This window comes from Nonlabens sp. SY33080 (assembly GCF_011784885.1).
GTDB lineage: Bacteria > Bacteroidota > Bacteroidia > Flavobacteriales > Flavobacteriaceae > Nonlabens > Nonlabens tegetincola.
The window spans coordinates 2,073,841-2,100,731 of the sequence record NZ_CP050461.1 but is presented as its reverse complement, the minus strand read 5'-3'; the positions used below and the strand labels follow the sequence as shown (position 1 = coordinate 2,100,731).

The 26,891-nt window shown below is 33.5% G+C and carries 29 protein-coding genes and 1 tRNA gene; 19 read left to right on the top strand and 11 right to left on the bottom strand.

Annotation, left to right across the window (positions count from 1 at the left end):
• Positions 1-44: 44 nt before the first annotated feature.
• A complete protein-coding gene (locus HCN53_RS09425; protein WP_167342791.1) occupies positions 45-1,529 on the bottom strand; it encodes a DUF5687 family protein in 1,485 nt (494 codons plus the stop codon).
• A 165-nt stretch (positions 1,530-1,694) separates the two neighbouring features.
• Here HCN53_RS09425 and HCN53_RS09420 point away from each other — a divergent pair, with 165 nt between their 5' ends.
• A complete protein-coding gene (locus HCN53_RS09420) occupies positions 1,695-2,306 on the top strand; it encodes a DUF4254 domain-containing protein (RefSeq protein ID WP_042276684.1) in 612 nt (203 codons plus the stop codon).
• 2 nt (positions 2,307-2,308) lie between these two features.
• Complete coding sequence (locus HCN53_RS09415) at positions 2,309-3,331, top strand: glycosyltransferase family 9 protein (protein WP_240919344.1); 1,023 nt, start codon at positions 2,309-2,311, stop codon at positions 3,329-3,331.
• Between the two features lie 55 nt (positions 3,332-3,386).
• Here the strand turns inward: HCN53_RS09415 and HCN53_RS09410 are convergent, their stop codons facing one another.
• The gene (locus HCN53_RS09410; protein WP_167342790.1) at positions 3,387-4,088 is read right to left on the bottom strand and encodes a CoA transferase subunit A; all 702 of its coding nucleotides are present in this window, start codon (positions 4,086-4,088) and stop codon (positions 3,387-3,389) included.
• A 61-nt stretch (positions 4,089-4,149) separates the two neighbouring features.
• Entirely contained in the window at positions 4,150-5,190 is a 1,041-nt protein-coding gene (locus HCN53_RS09405; RefSeq protein ID WP_167342789.1) for a ferredoxin--NADP reductase, read from the bottom strand.
• Between the two features lie 171 nt (positions 5,191-5,361).
• Here HCN53_RS09405 and HCN53_RS09400 point away from each other — a divergent pair, with 171 nt between their 5' ends.
• From HCN53_RS09400 to HCN53_RS09365, 8 genes are all read left to right on the top strand, one after another.
• Positions 5,362-7,224, top strand: coding sequence for a M1 family metallopeptidase (locus HCN53_RS09400; protein WP_167342788.1), 1,863 nt, complete (start codon positions 5,362-5,364; stop codon positions 7,222-7,224).
• Between the two features lie 109 nt (positions 7,225-7,333).
• On the top strand, positions 7,334-7,702 hold the full coding sequence (gene rnpA, locus HCN53_RS09395) for a ribonuclease P protein component (RefSeq protein ID WP_042276695.1): 369 nt from the start codon (positions 7,334-7,336) through the stop codon (positions 7,700-7,702).
• Positions 7,703-7,819: 117 nt separating this feature from the next.
• Positions 7,820-9,454, top strand: a complete 1,635-nt coding sequence (locus tag HCN53_RS09390) for a S41 family peptidase (protein ID WP_167342787.1) — start codon at positions 7,820-7,822, stop codon at positions 9,452-9,454.
• Positions 9,451-10,560 (top strand): OmpA family protein, encoded by a 1,110-nt coding sequence (locus HCN53_RS09385; protein ID WP_105017835.1) that lies wholly within the window; start codon positions 9,451-9,453, stop codon positions 10,558-10,560. Before HCN53_RS09390 ends, HCN53_RS09385 begins: the two co-directional genes overlap by 4 nt.
• Positions 10,561-10,562: 2 nt before the next feature.
• Positions 10,563-10,892: an ArsR/SmtB family transcription factor gene (locus tag HCN53_RS09380; protein WP_042276698.1), complete on the top strand. Its 330-nt coding sequence runs from the start codon at positions 10,563-10,565 to the stop codon at positions 10,890-10,892.
• 67 nt (positions 10,893-10,959) lie between these two features.
• Positions 10,960-11,916 (top strand): L-threonylcarbamoyladenylate synthase, encoded by a 957-nt coding sequence (locus HCN53_RS09375; RefSeq protein ID WP_105017837.1) that lies wholly within the window; start codon positions 10,960-10,962, stop codon positions 11,914-11,916.
• Positions 11,917-11,932: 16 nt separating this feature from the next.
• Positions 11,933-12,244 (top strand): DUF6660 family protein, encoded by a 312-nt coding sequence (locus HCN53_RS09370; protein WP_167342786.1) that lies wholly within the window; start codon positions 11,933-11,935, stop codon positions 12,242-12,244.
• A gap of 54 nt (positions 12,245-12,298) precedes the next feature.
• Entirely contained in the window at positions 12,299-14,503 is a 2,205-nt protein-coding gene (locus tag HCN53_RS09365; protein WP_167342785.1) for a TonB-dependent receptor, read from the top strand.
• Between the two features lie 42 nt (positions 14,504-14,545).
• Here the strand turns inward: HCN53_RS09365 and HCN53_RS09360 are convergent, their stop codons facing one another.
• The 5 genes from HCN53_RS09360 to HCN53_RS13130 all read right to left on the bottom strand — a co-directional run bounded on the left by HCN53_RS09360 (position 14,546) and on the right by HCN53_RS13130 (position 16,750).
• Positions 14,546-14,986 (bottom strand): GNAT family N-acetyltransferase, encoded by a 441-nt coding sequence (locus tag HCN53_RS09360; RefSeq protein WP_167342784.1) that lies wholly within the window; start codon positions 14,984-14,986, stop codon positions 14,546-14,548.
• Between the two features lie 5 nt (positions 14,987-14,991).
• Positions 14,992-15,252, bottom strand: a complete 261-nt coding sequence (locus HCN53_RS09355) for a hypothetical protein (RefSeq protein WP_042276708.1) — start codon at positions 15,250-15,252, stop codon at positions 14,992-14,994.
• Positions 15,253-15,304: 52 nt separating this feature from the next.
• The gene (locus HCN53_RS09350; RefSeq protein ID WP_042276710.1) at positions 15,305-15,583 is read right to left on the bottom strand and encodes a hypothetical protein; all 279 of its coding nucleotides are present in this window, start codon (positions 15,581-15,583) and stop codon (positions 15,305-15,307) included.
• Between the two features lie 58 nt (positions 15,584-15,641).
• Positions 15,642-16,073, bottom strand: coding sequence for a ribose 5-phosphate isomerase B (gene rpiB / locus HCN53_RS09345; RefSeq protein WP_042276713.1), 432 nt, complete (start codon positions 16,071-16,073; stop codon positions 15,642-15,644).
• 551 nt (positions 16,074-16,624) lie between these two features.
• Entirely contained in the window at positions 16,625-16,750 is a 126-nt protein-coding gene (locus HCN53_RS13130; protein ID WP_258150461.1) for a hypothetical protein, read from the bottom strand.
• Positions 16,751-16,903: 153 nt separating this feature from the next.
• Between HCN53_RS13130 and rnr the strand changes: the two genes are divergently transcribed.
• The 4 genes from rnr to HCN53_RS09325 all read left to right on the top strand — a co-directional run bounded on the left by rnr (position 16,904) and on the right by HCN53_RS09325 (position 21,391).
• On the top strand, positions 16,904-19,114 hold the full coding sequence (rnr, locus tag HCN53_RS09340) for a ribonuclease R (protein WP_060523478.1): 2,211 nt from the start codon (positions 16,904-16,906) through the stop codon (positions 19,112-19,114).
• Positions 19,115-19,708: 594 nt separating this feature from the next.
• Complete coding sequence (locus HCN53_RS09335; RefSeq protein ID WP_167342783.1) at positions 19,709-20,383, top strand: head GIN domain-containing protein; 675 nt, start codon at positions 19,709-19,711, stop codon at positions 20,381-20,383.
• Between the two features lie 95 nt (positions 20,384-20,478).
• Complete coding sequence (locus HCN53_RS09330; protein ID WP_167342782.1) at positions 20,479-21,156, top strand: LysE family translocator; 678 nt, start codon at positions 20,479-20,481, stop codon at positions 21,154-21,156.
• A gap of 1 nt (position 21,157) precedes the next feature.
• The gene (locus tag HCN53_RS09325; RefSeq protein WP_167342781.1) at positions 21,158-21,391 is read left to right on the top strand and encodes a hypothetical protein; all 234 of its coding nucleotides are present in this window, start codon (positions 21,158-21,160) and stop codon (positions 21,389-21,391) included.
• 31 nt (positions 21,392-21,422) lie between these two features.
• Here HCN53_RS09325 and HCN53_RS09320 read toward each other — a convergent pair.
• Both HCN53_RS09320 and folB read right to left on the bottom strand, forming a co-directional pair.
• A tRNA-Cys gene (locus tag HCN53_RS09320) sits at positions 21,423-21,493 on the bottom strand.
• A 75-nt stretch (positions 21,494-21,568) separates the two neighbouring features.
• Positions 21,569-21,925: a dihydroneopterin aldolase gene (folB, locus tag HCN53_RS09315; RefSeq protein WP_042276724.1), complete on the bottom strand. Its 357-nt coding sequence runs from the start codon at positions 21,923-21,925 to the stop codon at positions 21,569-21,571.
• Positions 21,926-21,989: 64 nt separating this feature from the next.
• On the opposite strand from folB, the gene HCN53_RS09310 reads away from it, so the two are divergent.
• The 4 genes from HCN53_RS09310 (at position 21,990) to HCN53_RS09295 (ending at position 24,879) form a co-directional block, all read left to right on the top strand.
• Positions 21,990-23,666, top strand: coding sequence for a glutamine--tRNA ligase/YqeY domain fusion protein (locus HCN53_RS09310; RefSeq protein WP_167342780.1), 1,677 nt, complete (start codon positions 21,990-21,992; stop codon positions 23,664-23,666).
• A gap of 276 nt (positions 23,667-23,942) precedes the next feature.
• Positions 23,943-24,314: a YtxH domain-containing protein gene (locus tag HCN53_RS09305; RefSeq protein WP_167342779.1), complete on the top strand. Its 372-nt coding sequence runs from the start codon at positions 23,943-23,945 to the stop codon at positions 24,312-24,314.
• Between the two features lie 10 nt (positions 24,315-24,324).
• Positions 24,325-24,666: a hypothetical protein gene (locus HCN53_RS09300; RefSeq protein ID WP_105017848.1), complete on the top strand. Its 342-nt coding sequence runs from the start codon at positions 24,325-24,327 to the stop codon at positions 24,664-24,666.
• A 6-nt stretch (positions 24,667-24,672) separates the two neighbouring features.
• Positions 24,673-24,879, top strand: a complete 207-nt coding sequence (locus HCN53_RS09295; RefSeq protein ID WP_060523484.1) for a DUF6327 family protein — start codon at positions 24,673-24,675, stop codon at positions 24,877-24,879.
• A 236-nt stretch (positions 24,880-25,115) separates the two neighbouring features.
• Here HCN53_RS09295 and HCN53_RS09290 read toward each other — a convergent pair whose 3' ends face one another.
• A complete protein-coding gene (locus tag HCN53_RS09290; RefSeq protein WP_105017849.1) occupies positions 25,116-26,084 on the bottom strand; it encodes an SPFH domain-containing protein in 969 nt (322 codons plus the stop codon).
• Between the two features lie 135 nt (positions 26,085-26,219).
• Between HCN53_RS09290 and HCN53_RS09285 the strand changes: the two genes are divergently transcribed.
• A complete protein-coding gene (locus HCN53_RS09285) occupies positions 26,220-26,855 on the top strand; it encodes a hypothetical protein (protein WP_105017850.1) in 636 nt (211 codons plus the stop codon).
• The last annotated feature ends 36 nt before the right edge of the window (positions 26,856-26,891 follow it).

Sequence of the window (26,891 nt, the reverse complement as noted above, 5' to 3'; positions counted from 1 at the left end):
TAAATCTCACTCCTACCCTACTTTTAATTGTATTATTATTGAGGCTAGTTTTTTTGCGCATAGGCAGCAATAGTGTCGTACTTTTCTTCCTTATATAGACCTTCAATTATTTCAAAAATTTTATTTCTAAATAGCAATCCTAGTATACCTGTCACTGCAATAGCGATAAATCCAGCAGATTCACTTATCGTAAGTCCAAATGCATAATAAATTACTATAGGTAGAATAAGTTTTGGGATAAGCATGAGTAAAGTCTTTGCATTGAAAGCCTTGCTATCTCCAAATGCTTTTTTGTTTGAGGTTAAATCAATAGGTGTTTTAACATAGGCACCGCCCCATAAAACTACAGAAGAATTAAAGCCTATATTATAGATAGCTCCACAAACCATGGCTAACCACCAGTCCAGTCCAAAGTATAAATAGAACGTACATATTAAGAAGCTTACAGCGGTACATATTACCATAAGCCACCATTTACTTAATAGAAACTCTCTGTATGGAATATTTTGAGACATCATTAATTTGTAATAGCTACTGTCCCATGAAGGTACTAATCCACCAAAGCTGAATAGGAATCCACCGGTACAAAATAATCCTGCAAAAATTTTCATACCGTTTATTTGCTCGTAGATATCATTCATAAAGAAGAATCCATAGAACACAAACAGAAAGCCCATGATAAAGGTTGTTCTTGCACGTTTGTTACGTTTTATAAGTTTAATGTCGTTTTTTAAATAGGTTGATATTTTACCGAATCTATCAAGAAAGCTTAGATCTTCTGTCTTGGCTTCTTTAACCTTTGATTTTAGTCCAGCATCTAAATAAAGTTGTCCTTTAAAATATTTATAGGCGTACCAGCCAAAAAATACTGCTGCTCCTATTGGTAATACAAATGACCAGGAATTGTTGTAAAAGAACTCAAAAACAGGTTGAGTATAGATAGTGATGTCAAATATGCCGTAGTATTGAGTAATGGCAAAAACTCCCATTATGGCTGCAACTGGATAAAATACAACGTCTTTATTATTGATGAAAATGTTTAAGAAATTGAGCGAAAGTGTTATTCCTAACATCGCTAAATGCCAGCTAATTACTCCAGCTACGTCATAACCTTTAACAAGTAATACGATACTAAATGGAATAAAAAACATGGCCGGTAGTAAAGTAAAGAACGAAAAAACAGTTTTACCTAAGGCATATTTTACAATCTTTCCCTTTGTAAATGGTAAATAAAGTAAAGGTTTAATATTAGCCACTGGCATCTTTTGCATAGCATATCTAAAAACTAAATCTACTACGAACCAAAAAATCAAAAACTTGTTTATTACTTCAAAAGGACTTCCGGCATTGATTTTACCATCCTCAATGAATTCTTCTAGGATAAAGTAACTACCAGCTCCTAATCCTATAAATTCAAGTAAAATGATAAAGGCAAAGAATCCTAATATTATCTTGATTGCTAGATTTTGTTTAAAGGCGGCGCTTCTTAAAAAACTCTTCCATTCTAAACTCAAAAAGTACTTAAGCATAAGATTTTATATTGTGGTTGATGTATATGTAGACCTTGATAAAAATTTGTTACAGTATAAAGATATGGTCTAATCCCGATAATCTGGATATTGATGGCTACTCATTACTCTTGTAGCTTATAAAAGCAGCTTGTTATGAATTATATTTGCATTAAAATTAAGTACATGTTTTCAGATAAGGCAAATAAGTTATTTCAAGAAGTTATAGAGAAGTATCACGTGATAAATACTGTGGATCAATCTTTTGAAAACCCATATGATCGTAATTCACACCTTATTGAACATTTACTATATCGCAAGTGCTGGATAGATACTGTCCAATGGCATTATGAAGACATCATACGCGACCCTAATATTGAACCTGTTGCTGCTCTAACTCTTAAAAGACAAATTGATGCCAGTAACCAGGATCGTACCGATATGGTTGAATATATTGACAGTTATTTCCTTGAAAAATACAAGGAGGTTGTACCACACAATAATGCGACTATTAACACAGAAAGTCCTGCATGGGCTATAGATAGACTTTCTATTTTGGCTCTTAAAATATTTCATATGCATGAAGAGGCTACTAGAGAAGAAGCTTCACAAGATCATCGTAATGCTTGCCAAAAAAAATTAGATGTTCTTCTTGAACAACGTATTGATTTGTCAACTGCTCTTGATCAACTTTTGTCTGATATTGCTTCTGGTGATAAGTATATGAAAGTGTACAAGCAAATGAAGATGTACAATGACGACGAGCTTAATCCTGTATTGCGCGCGGCAAATAAATAAAAATGCCTAATTCTCCTAAAAACATCTTAGTAACGCGCCTAAGTGCGATGGGTGATGTTGCTATGATGGTTCCAGTACTTATTGGATTTAAAAAGAAATATCCAGAAGTAAAGGTAACCGTATTATCGCGCAAGCGATTCAAGGATATTATAGAACAAGTCCCAGACGTTCAATTTATTGAGGCACAAGTTCAAGAGAAACATAGTGGCGCTCTAGGAATTTATAAGTTGTCACAAGAATTGCAACGCTATTCGTTTGATGCTATTGCCGACTTTCATAACGTATTACGTACTAAAGCATTAAGATTATTTCTCACAGGAAAAAAAGCTGTGATAGACAAAGGTAGACTAGAGAAAAAACGTTTAATTAATGACCCTAACTTTTTTAAGCCATTAATCACTACTCACGAGCGCTACACGCAAGTTTTAAGAAATTTAGGTTTTGAAATTAACTTGCATGGTGATGAATTTCTTACATCCTTACCTCTATCAACACGCCTACAAGATTTTTTACCTACTAACACTTATAAATGGATAGGATTTGCCCCATTTGCAGCACATCCTTCTAAAGGGTTAAGTGTAGAAAGAATGGATGAATATTTAAAAGAGTTAAGTGGTCTGGAAAATGTTAATGTTTTTTTATTTGGTGGTGGTAAAAAGGAAGTAATAGTTTTAGATAAGCTAGCAGACTCCTATAACAACGTCATCAATCTTGCCGGTAAATTCTCTTTTAAGGAAGAACTAGCGATCATTTCAAAATTGGATCACATGATAGCCATGGACAGTGGTAATGGACACCTTGCAGCAATGTATGGTGTTGATACGATCACTGTTTGGGGATGCACGCATCCCTACGCAGGGTTTGCACCATTTGGACAACCTATAAAAAACCAAGTGACGGTTAATAGAGATCGTTTTCCTTTAATTCCTACTTCCGTTTACGGTAATAAATGGCCTGACGGTTATGAAAATGCTATCAACACCATCCCTATCAAAAAAGTCATTCAATTAATAGTCAATAAATAAAGAAGGAGCACTTTGTAAAATGCTCCTTCTTTATATTCTTTATACTATCAAGTTTTTACTCTCTAGGTCTAGTAGTACGCTGCTCTATACGTTTCTCATATTTCTCTCCTTGGAAAATACGCTTAACAAAAATGCCTGGTATATGAATTTCATTGGGATCCAATTGTCCTGCAGGCACAAGTTCTTCCACCTCAGCAACAGTAATAGTTGCAGCACCACACATACAAGGATTAAAATTACGAGCAGTTCCTTTAAAAATTAGATTACCAGCTTCATCTCCTTTCCAAGCTTTTACAAATGAAAAGTCTGCCTTAAAGGCATGCTCTAGGATATGTGGTTTCCCATTAAATTCTCTTACTTCCTTTCCTTCTGCAACTTCAGTACCATATCCAGCTGGAGTATAAAACGCTGGAATTCCTGCTTGTGCAGCCCTACAACGCTCAGCAAGTGTTCCTTGAGGAATTAAATCAACCTCTAATTCGCCACTTAACATTTGTCTTTCAAACTCGTCATTTTCACCTACATAGGAAGAGATCATTTTTTTTACCTGCTTACCTTGTAAAAGTAATCCTAAACCAAAATCATCTACACCAGCATTATTAGAGATACAAGTAAGGTCCTTTACTTCTAGCTTTACTAATTGAGCGATACTGTTTTCTGGAATTCCAGACAGGCCAAAACCACCTACCATCAGCGTCATACCACTTTTAACTCCTTCGAGAGCTTTCTCTACATTAGCAACTGTTCTATTGATCATAATGTGTTTTTATTATCGGTATGAAAATACAATAATTATAAGACAATGAAAGCTGGTAGGGCTATACCTCATCAAAATTTACAACTACTTTTGAACTAGTTGGATAAGCTTGACAGGATAAGTATAATCCATCGCTTACTTCTTGATCAGTAAGTATAGCATTCTTAGCCATTTGGGCAGTTCCTTCTTCAATTAAACAAATACAAGAACTGCATATTCCACCTTGACAAGAATATGGTGCATCTATATCGTTTTTAAGAATTACATCTAGTAAATTTTGATCTCTAGTCATGGTAAAGGAATGCTCTTCATCATCTAGAATAACTTTTACCTCTGTTAAATGTGAATCTTCAGTGATTTCAATATCGTTCTCTTGAGTTGTAAACAGTTCAAACAAAATGTTTTCTTTGTCCAAATACCCTTTTTCATTTAGATTGTCGCTGGCCATTTTAATCATATCCTCTGGTCCACATAAGTACGCTTTCGCGAAAGCGAGATCTTTACAATCATTTTTCAAAAAGTAATTCAAATTTCCTTTTGAAACACGACCAAATAGAGCTTCATCTCGTTCTTCACGTGAGAAAGAATACTTCAAAATGAATCTATCGCCGTATTGATCTTTCAAATCATTAAGTTGCTCAAAGTAAATAGTTTGAGATAGAGATTGATTACCGTATAACAAGGCAAACTTGCTGTCTAATTCTTGTGAAAGAACGGTTTTAATCATTGAAATTATAGGTGTGATTCCACTACCGGCAGCAATGGCAAGGTAGGTGTTACCGTTGTCAATGTTATGAACAAAAAGACCTTGTGGCGCAGCTACTTCAAGAGTATCACCTGCTTTTAAGCTTAATGCATAGTTAGAAAACAAACCATTAGGAACAGCTTTAACCACAACACTTATTGAGTCCTCAAATGGAGCGCTAGATAAGGAGTAAGCTCTACGTACATCCTGATCGTTTATCTTAGATTTTAACGTAAGATATTGTCCAGATTCATATTCAAATTCCGATTTTAAATTATCTGGAATCTGAAATACAATCTCCACAGCTTGTGGAGTTACTCTAGTTACTTGTTTTATAGTGAGTTTATGAAAAACCATCTTGTAATTTTAAAAATGTAAAAATAAGAACTGTCGCTTGCTTAATTACCAATTGCATTCAAATAGTCGCAGTAGGTCATAATTCTTATCTTAGCATCATAAAAACAGAGGTTATAAGAAAAAATCGATTGATTTGAACTTGTAATCACTAGGAATTAACCATAATTACACATGAAAAAAATTGCATTATTATTACTCGCAGCATTTATAGTGAGCTGTGGATCAACCTCATCAACTAGTTCGGTGGCATCATCAAGTGATGAAACTACTTACTGGCAACAGCATGTTGATTATACCATGGATGTTGATATGGACGTGGACCGATATCAGTATACAGGAAAACAAACTTTGGTGTACACCAACAATTCGCCAGAAACGCTAGACCGTGTTTATTATCATTTATTTTTTAATGCTTTTCAACCAGGTAGTGATATGGATGTAAGGTCACGCAGTATCGAAGATCCTGATAGAAGAGTTGGATCTCGTATTGCTGGACTGGATCAAAATGAGATAGGTTATCTGTACGTGGATAATATGACGCAGGATGGGACTACGTTAAATCCACAACGTGAAGGAACAATACTGGTAGTACCACTAGCCAAACCTCTTGCTCCAGGAGCTTCTACAACTCTTAAATTAGATTTTGATGGGCAAGTTCCTGTTCAAATACGTCGTAGTGGTCGCAATAATGCTGAAGGTGTGGCGCTTTCAATGACACAGTGGTATCCTAAAATGGCCGAATTTGACAAAACCGGTTGGAACACCAGTCCATACATAGGTCGTGAATTTCATGGTGTATGGGGAGATTTTGACGTTAAGTTAACAATGGATCGTACTTATACAGTTGGTGGAACTGGTTATTTACAAAACCCTAAGGAGATAGGCCATGGATATGACAAAGCAAATTCTGGTCCCGGAAAAGGAAAAGACGGCAAATTAACGTGGCATTTTGTGGCTCCACAGGTTCATGATTTTGCATGGGGTGCAGATCCTGATTTTGTTCATGATATTTACAAAGGAGCAAATGGTGTAGATCTTCATTTCTTCTATAAGAATAAAGCATCTATCAAGGATAATTGGAAGAAGTTACAACCAGTAACAAATGAATTTTTGAAATTTTTCAATAAAAATATCGGTGAATATCCATACAAGCAATACTCTGTAATCCAAGGTGGTGACGGAGGAATGGAGTACGCAATGTGTACCCTAATTACAGGTGAGAGAAAATTCAACAGTCTTGCAGGAGTTACTGCTCATGAGTTTGCACACTCATGGTTTAATCACATACTAGCTACAGACGAATCTAAACACGAATGGATGGATGAAGGATTTACTACCTATATATCAAATCTAGCAGAAGCGTATGTGAGCGGTGGTGACATGTCAAAAGCAAATCAAAGCTCTTACCGCGGTTATATTTACCTAGCAACGTCTGGTAAGGAAGAACCACAAACCACTCATGCCGATCATTATCATACTAATCTAGCCTATGGTGTAAGCGCTTATAATAAAGGAGCTACTTTCCTAGCTCAATTAGGATACATAGTAGGTAACGATGTACGTGATCAAATCATTAAAGAATATTACAACACTTGGAAATTCAAACACCCAGACCCTAATGACTTTAAAAGAGTAGCAGAGCGTGTAAGCGGTTTTGATCTTGAATGGTACTTGCGCGATTGGACCATGACGACTAAGACAATTGACTATGCAGTTAACGATATGAATAGCTTAGATGGTGTAAATGTAATCGAGCTAGAACGTAAAGGTCAAATGGGCATGCCGTTGGATATAGAAGTGACAATGACAGATGGAACGAAGAAAATGTTTTACATACCATTACAAGAAATGAGAGGTGAAAAGGAAATTCCTTCTAATTGGACCAAACTGGCTGATTGGTCGTGGGCAAATCCTACTTATAATCTAATATTGGATGGGATCAATATGAACGATGTAAAATCTGTAACTATAGATCCATTAAACCAAATGGCTGATATCGATAAAGAAAATAATAGCTGGAGTCTAGAGATGTAATCGAGCTTAAATTATTTATAAAAACGCCATTTCATGAAACTATGAAATGGCGTTTTTTTATTTATAGAACCTAGATATAGCTAAATTTGCTCCCAAGAATAATTATCTGATGATTAGATTTACCTTTTCAAAAAATCAAAAATTAAAAAGTCGCAAACTTATTGAGCAACTTTTTAAAGATGGTAAATCAATTAAATCAGGTCCATTACGTCTGGTTTATCTTCCCGTAGAGAAAGAAACTCAAATAGGTGTAAGTGTCTCAAAAAGATACTTTAAAAAGGCTGTTGACCGCAATAGATTAAAACGATTATTGCGTGAGGCCTATAGACTATCACAACATGATTTTCCATTTGATAAACAGCCTATCGCAGGTATGTTTATCTACCATTCTAATCGTATGCCAGAATACACCTTTTTAGAAAATCAAATGAAAAAACTCATCAAGAAGTACCATCTTTCAAATACAAATTCTAAATAAAAATAAGAAGGACTTCTAATTACAAACTGTGGAATGCTATTTGATTTATCGTGGTTAATTGTAATTAACCTATCTTTAGGCGTTACCCTATTGAGTAAGGATAAGAATTAACAAGTAATGAAATTATTAAAACGTAAAATAATCATTCCTATAATTGCTGTTATAGGAGTTTTCTCACTAGTTAGTTTTCAAAATGACTTTTTTGAAATTGCTAAGCAAATAGAAATTTTCAACGAAATGTATAAACAGATCAACATGAACTATGTTGACGAGACTAATCCAGGCGATCTTATGGATAATGCTATTGAAGGCATGATGGATGAGCTAGATCCCTATACAAAGTACTGGACAGAACAAGAAGTTGAAAAATCAAAAATTAATAGACGTGGAGCTTATACCGGTATAGGTGCTAGTGTATTAACTAAAGATGATAAAATCATAATAGTAGAACCGTGGAAAGATTATCCAGCAGACAAGGCTGGTCTAAAAGCAGGAGATGAAATTATAAGTATAGATGCGGTTCAAATTTCTGATTATAAGGACAACGCCGGTGATTTATTAAAAGGATCTCCTGGAAGTGAGCTCAAAGTAGTTTACAGAAGACAAGGCAATTTACTGAATGCGACACTTAAAAGAGCTGCGGTAGATGTACATGCTGTCCCTTTTTATGATATGGCTACTCCTGAAATAGGTTACGTTGTGCTCTCTAAATTCAATGAAAAAGCTAGCAGAGAGACAAAAGCTGCTATTAAAGAACTTCAAGAAAAAGGTGCTCAAAAAATAATCCTAGACCTACGAGGTAATCCAGGTGGTTTATTAAGTGAGGCTGTAAATGTGTCCAACCTTTTCATTCCAAAAGATAAATTAATTACCAGTACTAAATCTGTTGTTCCAGAATACAACAAAACGTACCTGACCAAACGTAATGAGACATTTGAAGGTATGCCAATTGCTGTGCTTATTAATGGTCGCAGCGCGAGTGCAAGTGAAATTGTAAGTGGTAGTATACAAGATTATGATCGTGGAGTAATAGTAGGTGCACGTAGTTTTGGTAAAGGTCTTGTGCAACGCCCAAAAAAGCTGAGTTATGGAACACAAATTAAAATTACCATTTCTAGATATTATACACCTAGTGGTAGATGTATACAAGCACTAGATTATTGGAATCGAGATGAAGATGGAAACGCCGTACGTACCAAAAAAGAAGATTACAATGCCTTTAAGACTGTAAACAGTGGTCGTACAGTGTATGATGGTGGTGGCGTTGATCCAGATATAAAGCTTGCTAGCTCGGCCTATTCACCCGTTACCACTACCCTTCTTAAAGAAAATGCGATTTTTGATTATGCTACGGACTACTATTACCAACATCAGTTCTCTGATATGAATGAGATTAAACTAACTGATCAGGATTTTAATGATTTTGTTGCTTGGTTAGAAAAAAGAGGATTTGATTTTGATACTGATACTGAATCCGCTTTCGCGAAAGCATACAAAACAGCCGTCAAAGAAGAACTGGACGACGACATTGCAACCACTTACAAAGCAATGAAACAAGCTATCAAACAAGCAAAAAAGAAAGATATATTGGATAAAAAACCTGAAATCATGAGTTTGCTTACTGATGAAATTGTAAAGAGATATTTTTACAAAGAAGGATTATACCAGTATCAAATAAAATACAGCCCAGAAATAAAAACTGCTATAGAAGTGCTTGAAGACGAGAATCGCTACAACAATATATTAAAATGATAAACCGTTATTGCACCCTATTATTCCTATTGACAAGTCTGTTTTCTTTTTCACAAATTCAAGAACAACACAGCGTTTATTTTGATGTAGATAAAGATGAATTCAGTTTTAGTGAAGGAAGACAACTCAATGCTTTTTTTGACAATTTACTGTACAAACCTATTCTAGATGTAAAAATTCTTGGTTACTGTGACGATCGTGGTAGTTATGAGTACAATATGGATTTATCCAATAGAAGGGTAGAAACTGTAGCAAACTGGCTGAAAAATCATGACATTCAAACGGATCATATTTCTAAAATTATAGAAGGCCGTGGTGAAGTTGCACTAGAAAAGAATTCACAAGAATCACTGGAAAATGAACGGGCACAAAATAGGCGTGTAGACCTCACCTTTACCTTGCGCAAGGAATATGTTGATCGTATTGAAATTAAACAGTTAGAACGCAGCAAACTCACTCAAAAACAAAAAGAATTCATCGATGAATATGAAGAAAAAGTAGTCGATAAAATTATTAATGAACCAGATAGTAAAGAATCTATTCCCGTATTGCCTCTTAACAATTCTATAGACAAGGAAGATGAAATAACAGCAGTAAAGGTTAATAAGAATACTAAAGCAGCAACCACTGCTGCAAATACACCAGAAGAGCAAGATGAATACCTAGATATTCCTACAAAACTTGATCCACCTATTGATAATACTAAAGAGCCTTTCAAAAGTTTACTACGTAAGAATATTAAAAAAGGCGAAATAATTAGATTAGAAAACGTACTGTTTTATAAAGGGCGTTCAAAACTTATAGAAGAATCACAGCCTATTCTAGAACGTATCGCCGAGATATTACTCGCCAGAGAAGATATCGAGTTTGAAATTCACGGTCACGTATGTTGTATAAATCCCGCGTATAAAGATGCTTACAATAGAGATACTAAAAAAACCAATTTATCTGTTGATAGAGCAAAGACCATTTTTAAAAAATTAAGAGAACGAGGAATTGATCCTAGAAGGATGAAATTTAAAGGATTCGGTAGAACCAAACCTCTAGGTGGACCCGATAAAAACGATCGTCGTGTCGAGCTTTATATTACAAAAATTAATAAGTAAACATGGGTATTACCAAAACTGAATTATATACAGATAAACAAGTTAATCTTGCTGCGGTGTTTAAAGCACTGGGACATCCTGCTAGAGTAAGTATTTTAGAATATTTATTTAAAGTAGAATCTTGTGTGTGCGGTGATATAGTTGATGAAATAGGTCTGGCCCAAGCTACCATCTCACAACATCTTGTAGTGTTAAAAAATGTAGGGATTATTCAGGGAACCGTTACTGGGACAAGCGTTTGTTATTGTATTGACAAAACAAAGTGGCTAGAAATCACAGAATATATTGAACCTTTCTTGAATTCTAGTACGTTAGATACGGAATGCTGTTAGGCTTAAATATTAATTTTTACTTGAGGTTTTTACTCCGATATTTGCCTGAAATTTGTAAAAGAATCCAATGACCGAAGTGTCTTCAAATATATCAAGGGCAGTAGACCTACTTAATCAAGATAAACTAGTCGCCATTCCAACTGAAACTGTTTACGGTCTGGCAGGTAATATATATAGTGAAAAAGCCATAAAGGGAATTTTTGAAATGAAGCAACGACCTTTATTCAATCCCTTAATTGTGCATATTTACGATGTTAGACAAGTAAGAGAACTTACTACTGATTTTCCAGAAAAAGCTCAAAAACTTGCTCAAAAATTCTGGCCTGGATCACTTACTCTCATTTTACCAAAAAATGAGAAAGTCCCTAATCTAATAACCGCAAATAAAAACAGTGTAGGAATTAGGATGCCAGATCATTCAGTGACTCTAGAATTGCTAGCACAATTAGAATTTCCACTTGCAGCTCCTAGTGCAAATCCTTTTAGTAGAATAAGTCCTACCACTGCCCAACATGTGAAGGATTATTTTAATGATAAACTAGAGCTAGTACTAGATGGTGGACCTTGTAAAAATGGTATAGAATCGACAATAGTAGGTTTTGAAAATGAGGAACCAGTTATCTATAGATTAGGTTCTATTTCTCAAGAAGAAATAGAAGAGGTTATTGGTAAGGTGAACATTAATAATCAGGAAAAAAATACACCTATTGCTCCTGGTATGGTAGAAAAACATTACGCTCCTAGAACCAAAACAGTGCTAGTAGAAAATGTATCAGACTACCTTCAAGCAAATAGGAATTTAAAAATAGGTATTTTATTACACGAGAAAATCGATGATGAGCAACTTGCCCATACCGTTAAATACCTTACCTCAACAAGCGATATTAAAGAAGCTGCTAGTTTATTGTATGCCAGCCTTCATGAATTAGATGCATTAAATCTAGATATCATTGTTGCCCAAAAATTCCCTGATTCAGGAATAGGGAAATCTCTCAACGATAGATTGACTAGAGCAACAAAGTAATACTTACCTTTGACAAATGAAGTGGTTTTTTATTCTATTTTCCATGTACTTCCTAGCATTAAATATAATGCCTTGTGGTGATGGTGTAGAACATGATGACCACATTGAAATTGCTATTGACGACGATGGCTGCGAGGATAACCATGAAGATTTGTGTTCCCCTTTTTGTATTTGTAATTGTTGTTCTGTTCAATTAGTATTTGAATTACCTTATATAACCCAGTTTCTATTTTCAGATAAAACTATTTTAGGTGATAATCACTACAAATCACCTTATTCTATAATTTATCCAGATTCGGAAATTGATCCTCCTAGAGTATTAAGTTAAATCCAACTTCAGGCTATAAATCGCCTTTATTTTAACTTAAATACACTCATAAACATGAATAAATATTTGTGCAGTATTATACTGCTATTAGGTGTTTACGCTTTCGCGAAAGCGCAATCACAAAATTCTCAAAACACAATTACCGTAACCGTTGTATCCCAATTGGATCAAGAACCTTTATTAGGTGCCAATATTTTTATCAAAAGTCTAAAAAAAGGTTCTATGACAGATATAAATGGTGTTGCAACCCTGGAAAATTTAGAAGATGGAACCTTTGAATTAAGCATAAGTTACGTAGGGCATAAAACGCAAATTATCACAATTAATTTACCATCTCAATTAGAATATCGTGTAGTTCTAGAAGAAAGTAAAGCTCAATTAAACGAGGTGGTTATTCAGTCTACACGTAGTACCCGAACCTTTAAACGTACTCCTACTAGAATCGAATTTATAGGTGGTGAGGAATTAGTAGAAAAAAATGCGATGAACAGTACTAATATTTCAATGGTATTAAGAGAAAGTACAGGTATCCAAATGCAACAAACCTCTCAAAGTAGTGCAAATCAATCTATAAGAATTCAAGGTCTAGATGGTAGGTACACGCAGCTTTTAAAGGATGGTTTTCCCCTATACAATGGATTTGCTGGTGGTTTAAGTATTATGCAAATACCGCCAGTTGATATCAAACAATTTGAGATTATTAAAGGTAGTTCGTCTACTTTATACGGTGCAGGAGCTATTGCAGGTCTAGTCAATATTCAATCAAAAACTCCAGGTGAGGAAAAGGATATGGACATCATGATTCAAGGTACCCAAGCTCTTGGTGCAACTGCCAATGTTTTTTATAGTGATCGTAATGAAAAATGGGGAACTACCTTGTATGTCTCGGCTAATTTGCAAGAAGCATATGATCCAGATGGAGATGAATTCTCAAACCTACCAGAAACTAAGTCCATAACCTTAAACCCTAGACTTTTTTACTATCCAAGTGAGAGCAGTACCTTATGGGTAGGAATCAATACCACGTTTGACGATCGTACAGGTGGATTTCTGGACGCTATCGATAAAAAAAGTAATAGGTACACCCAAGTAAATACATCGAGCAGGATAAGTTCTCAAATAAGCTATGATCAGCAATTAAATGAAAATAGTAGCTTACAATTTAAAAACAGCATTTCATATTTTAATAGGGAACTTCAAACTCCTTATATTCTATTTACCGGTGAACAAGTAAACTCATTTACAGAAGTTAATTACAAGCGTTCAGGCTTAAAGTCAGATTGGGTTCTAGGAGCAAATTTATATACCACCAATTTTGATGAAACCAGTATAAATGATAGAGATCAAAAGAATACTACAGTAGGTGCTTTTATTAACAATGTAACAGACTTAAGTGATAGATGGATATTAGAAACAGGATTAAGAACAGACTATGCAATGGATTGGGGTTTATTTGCTTTACCTAGAGTTTCCCTTCTATATAAAGGCCCAGGAACTTTTACCAGTCGTTTAGGTGGTGGATTGGGTTATAAAATTCCAGATTTATTTACAGAAGAAGGTGAGATGCTTAATTTTAGCGGTATCTCAGGTATTAACAAAGATGAATTAGATGCAGAAACATCTTACGGAATTAATCTGGATTTTAATTATACCACTCCTATTACTGAACAGATTAATTTTTCTATAAATCAATTATTTTATGCTACTGCTATTGACAACGGATTGTTATTAACCTCAACAGGTATGGATACTTATTCTTATCAAAATGCAGATGATATAACGTTAAGTCGTGGAGCAGAAACAAATATGAAGTTTACTTATAAAGATTTTAAATGGTTTTTAAATTATGCATTCATAGATACACAGCTTAATTTTCTTGATGGTAATCCTCAAAAACCACTTACTGCAAGACATAATGCTGGTACAGTTTTAATGTATGAAAACGAAGAATGGCGTATAGGTTATGAAGCTTATTACACAGGTAATCAATTACTTTCTAATGGGTTTGAAACTACTGATTACGTTACAATGGGACTTCTGGTTATGAAAAACTTCAAATGGGGTCATTTATTTACCAATTTTGAAAACTTTACGGATCGTAGACAATCTCGTTTTACTCCTACTTTAAATGTAAATTCAAACGGTGTCCCTAGCTTTAATGAAATCTATGCTCCTACTGATGGTTTTATTTTTAGTATAGGGGTTATTTTAAAACCTTTTGGAACTATGGAACACCACGATGATCATGATGATCACTAACATAAAAAGCCCTTTTTTGAAAAGGGCTTTTTTTATTTACTTCTACAAGATTATTTTCATTTTTTGATGTGGAATTCCATCCTCTAAATATTCTTCACCGGTGGATTCAAAACCTAATTCTTTATAAAATTTATCTAGATAGCATTGAGCGCTTATTATAATGGTAGACCAGGATTTTTTATGAATATAATCCATACTTGCTTTCATTATTAATTTCCCATAAGATTTACCTCTAAATTCTGGATTAACAACTACTCTACCAATGCTTGATTGTTTAAAATAATCACCTGGTTTAAAAATTCTAGTATAAGCTACAATTGATTCATCATGATAACCTATAACGTGAATTGCAAGTTGATCCTTATTGTCGATATCTTGATAAACACAATCCTGTTCTACAACAAAAACCTGAGAACGTAACCGTAAAATATGGTACAGTTCTATCGTATTTAATTCATCAAAGGTTTTTATACGTACTTGCATGTTTTTTAAAATTGTTTAGGTACAATTTTAGGTTTAGGTGGTTTTACACCTATCCTGATATCGGTAATTATTTTCTCTAGCATTTCACCAAATGATTCATCACCATTTGCCATTATTTCTTGTCGATGACTATCCAGATCATTTAATACTTGTTCTTTCTCCTTATCTTCATAACTGTCTAGCTCTCTCCATATTTCCATGAGTTTTTTCTCTGGATGTACTGCCGTGCGCAGTTGGTGAATTATAATACTAGCTTCTTTTTTCATATTTCCATAGTATCCCTAGTATTGTATACAAGAGAAATTTAATTCTTAATCATTATTTGATTTTACCTCTGTAACGTAACGAGTTTTCGTTATGTTGTAAAAGTAGTCGTTGATCCCTACTATAACTTTTCAATAAATGAATTACGTAATCCAATTGATCGTCAGTAAGATGTTTATAAGCAGGTGCTGGTATTTTATCACGCCATTTTCCTTGTAAAACATTGTCTAATGCAATACGCCAGTAACAATGGTTATCAAAATTAAGTTCTGGATATTGTTTAGGTAACTGTTCACCTAATTCAAAATAAAGTTTACTATTTGTTCTACTCATACCAATCAACCTTCCTTCTCTTAGTAGATAATTTAAATATAGCCGATGATAAAATAGGTTATGAACAAGCTATTTTATCAACCCTACGTTTGTGACGTCCACCTTCAAAATCAGTTTCAAGAAACGTCTTTACTAAAGCTATTGCTTGTGGTATTGAAGTGAAACGAGCTGGAATACAGATGATATTTGCATCGTTGTGCTCTCGTGATAATTGAGCAATTTCTTTACTCCAGCACACAGCGCCACGTACTTCTTTATACTTATTAACAGTCATTGATACACCTTGTGCACTACCACAAATAACTATTCCTTTTGAGGCTTTACCAGATACGATATCTTGCGCTACTTTATGGGCAAAATCTGGATAATCAACACTGTCAAAACTATCAGTACCATGATTAGTGATTTCATAACCATTTTCTTTTAAGTAACCTACTATGGCATTTTTATATGCAGGTCCTGCGTGATCGTTTCCTATAGAGATGTTCATGTGACTAAATATTAAGTAACAAAGGTAAAAAAGCAGTAAGTTAAATGAGGTTATTAACACCTAGTAATTTTTGACTTTTATAAATCAATAATAACCTGTTAATAGTTTTTAATGAAATTATTTAGGATTTGTCAAATGCTTGTGCATATATACAGGATACTGAAACAACATCATTTTCTTATTAGTTTTTTCAATTTAGTTGTTAAATGTAAAATTGACGTTATTAACAGATTAATTTAATGTAAATAATATACAATTCATTGTGAATAATGGTTGTGAACAACTGTGAGTAAAACAGTATAATTGGTTTAAAAATAGAAATTTAATTCTCTTATAACTTGTTTATAACTGCTGAAAGTTTCTTCTTTTTTAAAATAACAAAAAACGATTACCTAAATTTTACCGCTATTCACAAGCTATATTAATCACTATTTTTTATTTAAAAATTTTAAAAAGAAAAATCTATGATATAATATATGTTAATAACAACTAGAAGAAGTAAAACTTTAAAACTTTAAAAATTTAAGAAAGAAGAAAAAGAAAGGTATCTCTTAAAATGCCGTAGTGGCATTACTAGCATCAAGAGCAATAAAAATGAGAATAGCACATACTATAGCAGCTACTAGTAATATTCCTAGAAAAAAATAGATCGTAAACTTCTTATGTTTGAGAGACATTGTTTGGTTTAAACTATGTTTATATAACGTCTAAATTCATTTAAAGTTACACTTTTATTAAGGAATTTTTAAGATTTATTTATAATTTGTTCAATATTAATTATTTGTAAAGCAATTATGATTGAGTTATATAAAGAGTAACTTTGTTTATATATGAAGAAAAAGAAATCACGAAAATCAAAGACCAAGTTTCAAAACTTAAGTCAGAGTGTTCTCAATATTTTAAAAAACGAACCCAATAAACTATTTAACTACAAACAGATATGCGCCAAACTAGGAATAAGAGATTCTAGTGGCCGCAATCAGGTAATTAAAAAACTACATCAATTAAAAGCTAAAGACAAGATTGAAGAAGTTGATCGTGGTAAATTCAAGATCATTAAAGCAATTGATTATTACACGGGAATTCTCGATGTAAGCTCTCGCGGTACCGGTTATGTTATAACCGAAGAATTACAAGAAGATATAATGATTCCTAAAAGATCCATCGGTCAGGCACTTGATGGTGATCAAGTTGAAGTCTATGTCTATCACCGTAGACGAGGACAACAACCAGAAGGTGAGGTTACTAAGGTACTACAGCGCAATAAAACAGAATTTGTGGGAACTATTGAAGTTCATGAAAAATTTGCATTTGTAAATATTGCAAACCCAAAAATAACTACAGACTTCTTTATTTCTAAAAGTAATATTAATGGTGCCAAGGATGGTCAAGTTGTACTAGTCGAGTTCTTAGAATGGAACGATAAACAAGATTCACCTAATGGTAAAGTAAAGGATATTCTAGGTGATCCAGGTGAGCATGATACTGAGATTCATGCTATTCTAGCCCAATACGGTCTTCCTTATGAGTTTCCTATCGAGGTTGAAAAGTTCACTGAACAGTTAGATAAAACCATAAGTAAGCAAGAAATTAACAAGCGTCGTGACATGCGCGAGGATCTCACCTTTACGATAGACCCTAAAGATGCAAAGGATTTTGACGATGCCTTATCATTTAAAGTCTTAGAAAACGGTAATTATGAAATAGGAATTCATATTGCCGATGTTTCTCACTACGTAAAACCAGGAACTGTTCTCGATGATGAAGCCTATGAACGAGCCACATCAGTATATCTAGTAGATAGAGTAGTACCCATGTTACCTGAAGTGTTATCAAATGGTGTGTGTTCCTTAAATCCTCATGAGGACAAACTATGTTTTTCTGCAGTATTTGAATTAGACGATAAAGCAGTTATCCACAATCAATGGTTCGGTAGAACAGTTATTCACAGCGATCAGCGATTTGCTTATGAAGAAGCGCAACATATCATTGAAACGCAAGAGGATGAAATACCTGAAGATATCTCGCTTTCGCGAAAGCGTACAAAAATACCTACTCCTATTGTTCAAGCCACTCTTAAACTTGATGAACTTGCTAAAATCATGCGAGCAAAGCGCATGCAATCTGGAGCATTGAGTTTTGATAAGACTGAGGTTAAATTTGATCTCAATGAAAACGATGAGCCAGTAGGTGTGTTTTTTAAAACCTCTAAAGACGCTAATAAATTAATTGAAGAATTTATGTTATTAGCCAATAAAAAGGTAGCAGAATTTGTAGGAAAGCGTACCGCAAAAAACGGCGATAAAAAGACCTTTGTTTATAGAATACATGATGAACCTAATGATGAAAAGCTTAATGCCCTTGCAGGCGTAGTAAAGAAATTTGGTCATCAATTAGACTTAAGAGATCGTAATAGAGTAACCTCATCACTTAATAAACTATTGCACGATGTTAAAGGTGCTAAGGAGCAAAACATGGTTGATACCCTAGCTATACGGTCTATGTCAAAAGCTGTTTACTCTACTGATAATATTGGTCACTATGGATTAGCCTTTGATTATTATTCTCATTTTACAAGTCCTATAAGGCGTTATCCAGATGTGATGGTTCACAGACTTTTACAACATTATCTAGATGGTGGAAAAAGTGCCGATGAAGAAGTGTATGAAGTAAAATGTGATCATTCTTCTAATATGGAAATGCTTGCTTCAAAAGCAGAAAGAGATAGTATCAAATACATGCAGGTCAAATACATGAAAAACCATGAAGATGAAGAGTTTTTAGGAGTTATTTCTGGTGTGACCGATTGGGGTATATATGTGGAGATTATTGAAAACAAGTGTGAAGGTATGATTAGGTTAGGTGATCTAGACGACGATAGTTATGAATTTGTTGAGGAAGATTTTGCTGTTGTAGGTAGACGTACTAAAAATACCTATACACTAGGTGACGAGGTTTATGTCAAAGTTAAAAACGCCGATTTAGTCAAGAAACAATTAGATTTTTGGATGGTTGGCAGTAAAGAACAGGTAGAATCCTAATGAAAACGAAAATTTGTCATACTTGTCAAAAAGATGACAATGTGATGTATCGTATTCAATTTTCAGGAAGTAAACAATGGGTTTTTTGTTGTGAGTCTTGTACACAACATCATCAATCTGATATTAATTACCGTTATGGAGGCACCTGGAAAGGCAACCGTCATTAATTAAAATGCATTTAATTATGTATTTCATCGATATTAATTGTATTTAATCTAATATTACTAGTCAGTATAATTTAATTTTAAAAGTAATCTAGAACTGGTAGATATTTGTATTGTAATTGAGAGTGGTTACTTAATTACAACATTTTCATGGTTTTATGAAATAGAATATTTTCAATTAAGAAAGTTTTTTGGTTGGTTAGTAAAATCCCGTTATCCTCTTCAGGATGCGGGATTTTCTTTTAAAATTAATTATGCATGCATAATAGTTTGGCACGGGTTTTGGAAAGATATAGTTGAAGGTTATTAAGAGTAATTTTCATAAGTTTTTTGGTTGGTTAATGAAACAGCAGTCTTTTAGGCTGCTGTTTCTATTTATACAAACTGTAACATATTTATTTTTTGATTGTCTGTACATAAAATAACAATCATGAAATTTATAGTAAGCAGTGTAATAGTATTCTTCTCGGTAATAATAGTAGCCCAAAATCCTATTGAGGAAGACATGGGAAATTTTAATACAATAAAAACATTTGACTTAGTCAAAGTCAATTTAGTGAAATCTGATGTTAATAAACTAGTCATAACAGGTGAGGATGCTCAGGACGTAGAGTTTGTTTTAAAAAATAAAACTCTTAAAATCAGAATGAAAACGGAACGAATTTTTGATGGTCAGAATACCTTTATACACGTTTATTATAAAGATCTACAAACTATTGATGGTAATGAAGGATCAGTCATCGTAGTTAATGAATTAATGACTCAAAACAATCTTGAAATCAAAGTGCAAGAAGGAGCTAGGGTAGAAGCTGGTGTTGCGATTGAGCATCTGGATATAAGAGCGGTAACTGGTGGTATTGTTTCTTTAACAGGAGCAGCAAAAAACCAAAATATTGTTGTTAATACAGGTGGAATAGTTGAAAATGCAGGTTTAAAAACTGATGATTCTCGAGTTAAAATACAAGCTGGTGGAGAGGTTGAAGTGTATGCGAGTAATTACGTGAAAATTAGAATAAATGCCGGTGGCGATGTAATAGTATACGGTAATCCAAATAATATTAATAAGAAAACTGTATTTGGAGGTCGTATTGAAATTGTGGAATAACTACGTTATATCGTTCATTAAACTTTAGTTTTCTTAACTATCATTTGATAAGCCTTAGGTTATCTATTATTTTTGAGCTATAACTGATTTGTTATATGCTAGAAGATATATATAGTGCTATCCCATTAGGTTTTGGTATGGCTTTTTTAATAGGGCCAGTGTTTTTTGCCTTATTAGAAACAAGCGCCATAAAGGGTTTTAGAGCTGCTCTAGCTCTTGATATAGGAGTCATACTAGCTGATATCATTTTTCTTCTAGTTGCTTATTTTATGACCTCTAGTATTTTAGAAAAATTAAAGGATGATCCTGCATTATACATTTTTGGTGGTAGTATTTTATGCATTTATGGAGTAATTTCCTTTATAAAAACCAAGAAAACATACCTTAAAGAAGTAGATAAAGGAGTTTTAATCGTACAGAAGAACAATTATTATTCCCTGTTTATCAAAGGATTTTTACTCAATTTTATCAATATTGGCGTTTTAGGTTTCTGGTTGGGATTGATTGTAGTATTTAGTCCTCAACTAGATAATGATGAAAATCGTATACTGGTATTTTTCAGTACTGTTTTACTTACTTATTTCATTGTAGATTTATGTAAGATAGTATTAGCAAAAAGTTTAAATAGATACTTAACTCCACTTAGAATATTTTGGTTAAAAAGACTAATCGCTATTGTCATGTTAATATGTGGAGCAGTATTGATTATTAAAGGTGTATTTCCTCAAACCACAGTTATAATAGAAAATCAATTACCAGAATTACCACATTAAAATGAGATGGATTGCTTACGTATTAGGAGTTCTTGCAATTGGTTTTTTACAATTTATTTTATTTATAATTTTTGTTCCTGACTCTTGTGCGTACCACACACAATCGGACGAAAGACCCTTTTTAATTAAATACTGTTATGAAGGTGTTCATCCAACTCCAAATGTTTTAAATATTGTATTAACGATAGTAATCGGACTGGCATTAGGTCACTTTATCGCAAAACGTATTCAATAAAAAAATCCCCAGTAATTACTGAGGATTTTTGAGGTGCCAAGCGGATTCGAACCGCTGTAGTAGGTTTTGCAGACCCAAGCCTAGCCACTCGGCCATGGCACCTTGTGGACGGCAAAAATAGTAAAAAAGAACAGTTTTTAGGATATCAATCGATAAAATCTAAAAAGCTGTTATTCTTTATCTACTTTCTGACATTTCAATGATTACACTTTCAACGTCTCCACCTATAGGAGGATTTATTTTAGCTACTTGTACAGTAGCTTGTTGAACTAGTGGTTCTTCTTTAAAAATTCTATCTAGTATACGTTTTGCAACTTGCTCCAGTAATTTAGATCTTATTGCCATTTCCTCCTTAATAATTCTATTAAGGGAAACATAATCTACTGTATCTTTAAGGTGATCGGTTTGCGCACTTTTAGTTAAATCGGCACTTATTTCTAGATCCACTCTATAATCGCTACCTATACGTTCTTCCTCGTCTAGACAGCCATGGTTAGTAAAAACTCTAACGTTATTCAATTTAATTTTATGCATAGGGCAAAGATACATACCATTACTTATCTATAAATCTTAACTTTGCTTATAAAATAACATAGGGATGAGCGATAAAAAGCCAGCTAACTTTATAGAAGAGATTATTGAAGCAGATCTTGAAAACGGATTAAATCCAGATCATTTAAGATTTAGATTTCCACCAGAGCCTAATGGATTCTTGCACATAGGACATGCTAGTGCAATTTGCTTAAATTTTGGGTTAGGAGAGAAGTATAACAAACCAGTAAACTTAAGATTTGATGATACAAATCCTGCTAAAGAAGAATCTAAGTTTGTTGAAGCTATTCAAAAGGATATTGAATGGTTAGGTTATAAATGGGATAACCTATGTTACGCATCTGACTACTTCCAACAACTTTATGATTGGGCTATACAGCTTATTAAGGAAGGTAAAGCTTATGTTGATTCTCAATCAAGTGAACAAATTGCTGAACAAAAAGGTACACCTACACAACCTGGAACTAATAGTCCTTATAGAAACCGTAGTATAGATGATAATTTAAAATTATTTGAATCTATGAAAAATGGTGAATTTGGCGAGTCTGAGCATGTACTAAGAGCTAAGATTGATATGGCATCTTCAAACATGCTTATGAGAGATCCTATCATGTATCGCGTTGTGAACAAACCACATCATAGAACAGGTAATGATTGGAAAATTTATCCCATGTATGATTGGACACATGGAGAAAGTGATTATTTAGAACAAATAACTCACTCATTCTGTACTCTTGAATTTTTACCTCATAGAGAGCTTTATAATTGGTTTCTTGACCAAATAGTAGATAAGGATAAGATACGCCCTAAACAACGTGAATTTGCCCGTCGTAACGTCTCTCATACAGTTACTTCAAAACGCAAACTTCAAAAACTCGTCGATGATGGAATTGTTTCAGGTTGGGATGATCCTAGAATGACCACCATTTCTGGAATGAGAAGAAGAGGTTATCCTGCTCAAGCAATCCGTAATTTTGCAGATTCTATAGGTATTGCAAAACGTGATAATCTAGTTGACATGAACCATTTAGAGTATTTCGTAAGAGATTATCTAAATAAAGAAGCTGACCGAGTGATGGCAGTTCTGGATCCAGTTAAATTAGTAATTACTAATTATCCTGAAGGTAAAGAAGAAATCTTACAAGCCGAAAATAGTCAGGAAGATGCATCTAGAGGATATAGAGAAGTACCTTTCTCAAAAGTACTTTATATAGAACGTGAAGATTATAGGGAAGAAGCAAATAAGAAATTCTTTAGATTAAAGAATGGAAAAGAAGTAAGACTTAAAAATGCCTATATTATTAAGGGTGAAGGTTGTGTAAAAGATGAAAATGGTGTCATCACTGAAATACATGCAACCTACGATCCAGAATCAAAAAGTGGTAGTGGCACTGAGGCCAGTATGCGTCGCGTTAAAGGAACCTTACATTGGGTAAGTGCAGCCCATGCTGTACCAGTTGAGGTAAGATTATACGATAGGTTATTTAATGTTCCACAGCCAGACGCAGATAAGGATGTGGATTTCATGCAATTCGTAAATAAAGAATCATTAAAAACTATCACAGCGTTTGGTGAACCAGCTTTAAAAGACTTAGAAGTAGGGAAAACGGTACAATTCCAGCGTATGGGTTATTTCTCAGTTGATAGGGATAGTACTTCAGAGAATCGAATTTTCAATAGAACAGTAACTCTAAGAGATACATGGGCAAAAATTGATCAATAGTTTTTCTTATAATTTGCTTCCTTTGACATGAACTTCATGATTCATGTCTGCAGTCGCTAAAACATACCTCATAAAAGCATAATCGCTAAAAAGTCATTCAGTAATGGATAGCTTTTTTGGTTATAAATTGTATGATTTTAACAAAAATTGATAAATATTATATAGATTTTATGCTTTTTCATTGAATTAATCAAAATGCTTATATATCTATTAACGCTGTAAGCTGTAGGAGTAAGGTACATTTGTAATAACAAACAAATCAAAAAAAATATTACTATGGCAAAGACAGGAAATACGATTATAGCACTTGCAGCAGGAGCTGCTCTAGGAGCAATCGCAGGAATTTTATACGCACCAGAAAGCGGTAAAAAAACACGTAAAAAATTAAAAAAAGAAGCTATTAAGGCAAAAGATACCTTTACAGAAAGTGCTCAAAGAACCTATGAACAAGTAGCAGCAAAAACTTCAGAAGTTCGTGGAACAGTAGGTGAAAGGATAGATGAAGCACTATCTACAGCTAGTTATAAAGCAGATGATGCTATTGTCGCACTAGAAGAAAAACTAGAACAACTACGTACACAAAACGCCAAATTACAAAAACCTAAATCGGTAAGCGGAGCGGTAAAAAAAGCTAAAGCGACTGTATAAAAACTAGATTTTGAGTTCTATTACAGACCAAATACAGGAATTTCAAGAGGCCAGTAAAAGCTATATTGAAACTACAATTGAATTTCATCGTTTACGATTATTCAAAGGTCTTACGTTGTTTTTAAGTAGCAGTGTTCACAAGCTTTTAAGTATTCTATTTATAACATTATCAGCGATCTTTTTAAGCACAGCAGTAGCCTTTTTACTAGGTGAAATATGGGAAAGTTACGCAATGGGCTTTTTTGCTGTAGGAATCTTCTACTTCATCATCTTTTTATTAGTTCTATTGTTAACTAAGAAGAAAATTGAAACTAATGTTATACAACGTACAAGTAAGAAATTTTTTAATTAAATATTCATGAAGGTTTACAATAATTTTGACGAGATAAATAAGGAGCTTAACGTTCTATCGTTACAAAAACAAATTCATGAAGAAACGATGAAGTTAAAAATAAATGAAGTTAAGGAAGAATTGAGTGCAGTTTCAATTGTTACTAATATGATATCGTCAATTGCAAAAAAAGCGGTAGTTTTAAAAATTGTAAATAAATTTTTAAGTCGTTAAATGAAAATAGGAAGTATCATTTACTTCATTCTTACACTAATAACACTTATAAGTTCCTCTTACTATTTTTATCTGATCTACGTGAGACATCATGAATCAGAAAATATATATCTAGTAAGTGGAATTTTTAATGTCATACTATTTTTCTTTTGTCTTTTTTTATGGATAAGAGAAATAACAAGAAAAGAAAAAAGCGAGACTAAGTAGTCTCGCTTTTATTTTTCTATCCAATAACTCTATTCTAAAGAGTCTGTTTCTTTAGAATCTTTATTTTTTTTAGAGCTTTGTTTTTTCATTTGCTCACCAATTTGGGCGCTTGCAGTAAAGCTAGCAATCATGTTGTTAAGCATGTCGCTTCCTGCCTGTGGTGAATTAGGTAACAAAATAAGATTAGAATTTGTCTCTTCACCTATAGATTGTAACGTATCATAATGTTGAGTTACGACTATTAACGCACTGGCTTCTTGTGAATTAATTCCTACGTTATTCAATACATCAACAGATTCTTCAAGTCCTCTAGCGATTTCTCTTCGTTGATCTGCGATACCTTGACCTTGTAGTCTTTTTGATTCAGCTTCCGCACGTGCTTTAGCAACGATTTTAATACGCTCTGCTTCCGCTTCGTATTCGGCAGCTACCTTTTCACGTTCCGAGGCATTAATACGGTTCATAGCGGCTTTAACTTGAATATCTGGATCGATATCAGTTACAAGTGTTTTAATAATGTCGTATCCATAATCCAGCATAGCCTCATTAAGTTCTCTTTTTACCGCAATTGCTATATCATCTTTCTTTTCAAAAACGTAGTCTAATTTCATTTTTGGAACTTCGGCACGTACCACGTCAAAAACGTATGATGTAATTTGATCATGAGGATTTTGAAGTCTATAAAACGCATCATAAACCTTATCTCTAATTACTTGAAATTGAACTGATACTTTTAGTCTTACAAAAACATCATCTTTGGTTTTGGTTTCGACAACTACATCTAGTTGTTGAATACGTAAATTAATCCTTCCAGCTACACGATCGATCACTGGAATTTTTAATTGTAATCCAGAATGACGCATGCTAGTAAATTTACCAAAACGTTCAATTACGGCTGCTGTTTGTTGCTTAACTGTGAAAAAAGCGCTCAATAAAATAATAAGAGCGATAACTCCTATAACGATAGGAACAATGGGAATTAATGGTAGTGTAATCATATTGTATAAAGTAAATGGTTATGTAAAGGTAAGTGCTTATCTTGAGAATTTTAAAGGGCAATTGCCTTATAAAAATTACTCAAATAGTAACATATCTATATTATAGGTAGTATGTTTATGTCCTTTGTTACAATTATGAAATACATTCTCCTTTTTTTGGTTTTTATATCTGGATATTACATTCAAGCACAGCGATACACACCTATAAATTATCTAGGGATAGGAGTAGAGGCTACTTCTTACCGTTTGGACATTGATGATCTATCGGTAGATAGTAATTTAGGATACAAATTCGTTCTTGAAACACGTGGTCAAATAAGAGATGATTTTGATTTTATTTATTCATTAGGTGTTTACAATCATAACTTTTCAACTAAAGAACTTTTGACGAATCAAGAAATTGAATTTTCTCAATTAGGAGCAGAGCTTAATTTTCTTTTTGCCTGGAAAATAGCACAGAGCAATCATTTTTCTATTGAATTAGGTCCATCGTTACTATTTAATGGCGATTATAAATTGAAAGATGAATCTGCTTTTGAAAATTCCCAGATAGGATCTTTATCTAATACCATCACCGTGTCTGAATTTCAAAAAAATAATCCATTTAACATTAATGGAGTAATTGGATTTTCTACTGGAGTTACCCATGTTAGATTAATGGCACATTATCATTATGGTTTTCTCAACAATTTATCAGGACAAGATAATCTTGGTAATGATTTAGAAGGTAAGGCCCGTTTTTACACTTTTGGACTGCGATTTTACTTTTAAAATTATTTATAAGAAAAAACGATACTTATTTAAATA

Bases quoted from the DNA above. Each gene is read 5' to 3' on its own strand.
- HCN53_RS09425 (WP_167342791.1), bottom strand. From the start codon at position 1,529: ATGCTTAAGTACTTTTTGAGTTTAGAATGGAAGAGTTTTTTAAGAAGC.
- HCN53_RS09420 (WP_042276684.1), top strand. From the start codon at position 1,695: ATGTTTTCAGATAAGGCAAATAAGTTATTTCAAGAAGTTATAGAGAAG.
- HCN53_RS09415 (WP_240919344.1), top strand. From the start codon at position 2,309: ATGCCTAATTCTCCTAAAAACATCTTAGTAACGCGCCTAAGTGCGATG.
- HCN53_RS09410 (WP_167342790.1), bottom strand. From the start codon at position 4,088: ATGATCAATAGAACAGTTGCTAATGTAGAGAAAGCTCTCGAAGGAGTT.
- HCN53_RS09405 (WP_167342789.1), bottom strand. From the start codon at position 5,190: ATGGTTTTTCATAAACTCACTATAAAACAAGTAACTAGAGTAACTCCA.
- HCN53_RS09400 (WP_167342788.1), top strand. From the start codon at position 5,362: ATGAAAAAAATTGCATTATTATTACTCGCAGCATTTATAGTGAGCTGT.
- rnpA (WP_042276695.1), top strand. From the start codon at position 7,334: ATGATTAGATTTACCTTTTCAAAAAATCAAAAATTAAAAAGTCGCAAA.
- HCN53_RS09390 (WP_167342787.1), top strand. From the start codon at position 7,820: ATGAAATTATTAAAACGTAAAATAATCATTCCTATAATTGCTGTTATA.
- HCN53_RS09385 (WP_105017835.1), top strand. From the start codon at position 9,451: ATGATAAACCGTTATTGCACCCTATTATTCCTATTGACAAGTCTGTTT.
- HCN53_RS09380 (WP_042276698.1), top strand. From the start codon at position 10,563: ATGGGTATTACCAAAACTGAATTATATACAGATAAACAAGTTAATCTT.
- HCN53_RS09375 (WP_105017837.1), top strand. From the start codon at position 10,960: ATGACCGAAGTGTCTTCAAATATATCAAGGGCAGTAGACCTACTTAAT.
- HCN53_RS09370 (WP_167342786.1), top strand. From the start codon at position 11,933: ATGAAGTGGTTTTTTATTCTATTTTCCATGTACTTCCTAGCATTAAAT.
- HCN53_RS09365 (WP_167342785.1), top strand. From the start codon at position 12,299: ATGAATAAATATTTGTGCAGTATTATACTGCTATTAGGTGTTTACGCT.
- HCN53_RS09360 (WP_167342784.1), bottom strand. From the start codon at position 14,986: ATGCAAGTACGTATAAAAACCTTTGATGAATTAAATACGATAGAACTG.
- HCN53_RS09355 (WP_042276708.1), bottom strand. From the start codon at position 15,252: ATGAAAAAAGAAGCTAGTATTATAATTCACCAACTGCGCACGGCAGTA.
- HCN53_RS09350 (WP_042276710.1), bottom strand. From the start codon at position 15,583: ATGAGTAGAACAAATAGTAAACTTTATTTTGAATTAGGTGAACAGTTA.
- rpiB (WP_042276713.1), bottom strand. From the start codon at position 16,073: ATGAACATCTCTATAGGAAACGATCACGCAGGACCTGCATATAAAAAT.
- HCN53_RS13130 (WP_258150461.1), bottom strand. From the start codon at position 16,750: ATGTCTCTCAAACATAAGAAGTTTACGATCTATTTTTTTCTAGGAATA.
- rnr (WP_060523478.1), top strand. From the start codon at position 16,904: ATGAAGAAAAAGAAATCACGAAAATCAAAGACCAAGTTTCAAAACTTA.
- HCN53_RS09335 (WP_167342783.1), top strand. From the start codon at position 19,709: ATGAAATTTATAGTAAGCAGTGTAATAGTATTCTTCTCGGTAATAATA.
- HCN53_RS09330 (WP_167342782.1), top strand. From the start codon at position 20,479: ATGCTAGAAGATATATATAGTGCTATCCCATTAGGTTTTGGTATGGCT.
- HCN53_RS09325 (WP_167342781.1), top strand. From the start codon at position 21,158: ATGAGATGGATTGCTTACGTATTAGGAGTTCTTGCAATTGGTTTTTTA.
- folB (WP_042276724.1), bottom strand. From the start codon at position 21,925: ATGCATAAAATTAAATTGAATAACGTTAGAGTTTTTACTAACCATGGC.
- HCN53_RS09310 (WP_167342780.1), top strand. From the start codon at position 21,990: ATGAGCGATAAAAAGCCAGCTAACTTTATAGAAGAGATTATTGAAGCA.
- HCN53_RS09305 (WP_167342779.1), top strand. From the start codon at position 23,943: ATGGCAAAGACAGGAAATACGATTATAGCACTTGCAGCAGGAGCTGCT.
- HCN53_RS09295 (WP_060523484.1), top strand. From the start codon at position 24,673: ATGAAGGTTTACAATAATTTTGACGAGATAAATAAGGAGCTTAACGTT.
- HCN53_RS09290 (WP_105017849.1), bottom strand. From the start codon at position 26,084: ATGATTACACTACCATTAATTCCCATTGTTCCTATCGTTATAGGAGTT.
- HCN53_RS09285 (WP_105017850.1), top strand. From the start codon at position 26,220: ATGAAATACATTCTCCTTTTTTTGGTTTTTATATCTGGATATTACATT.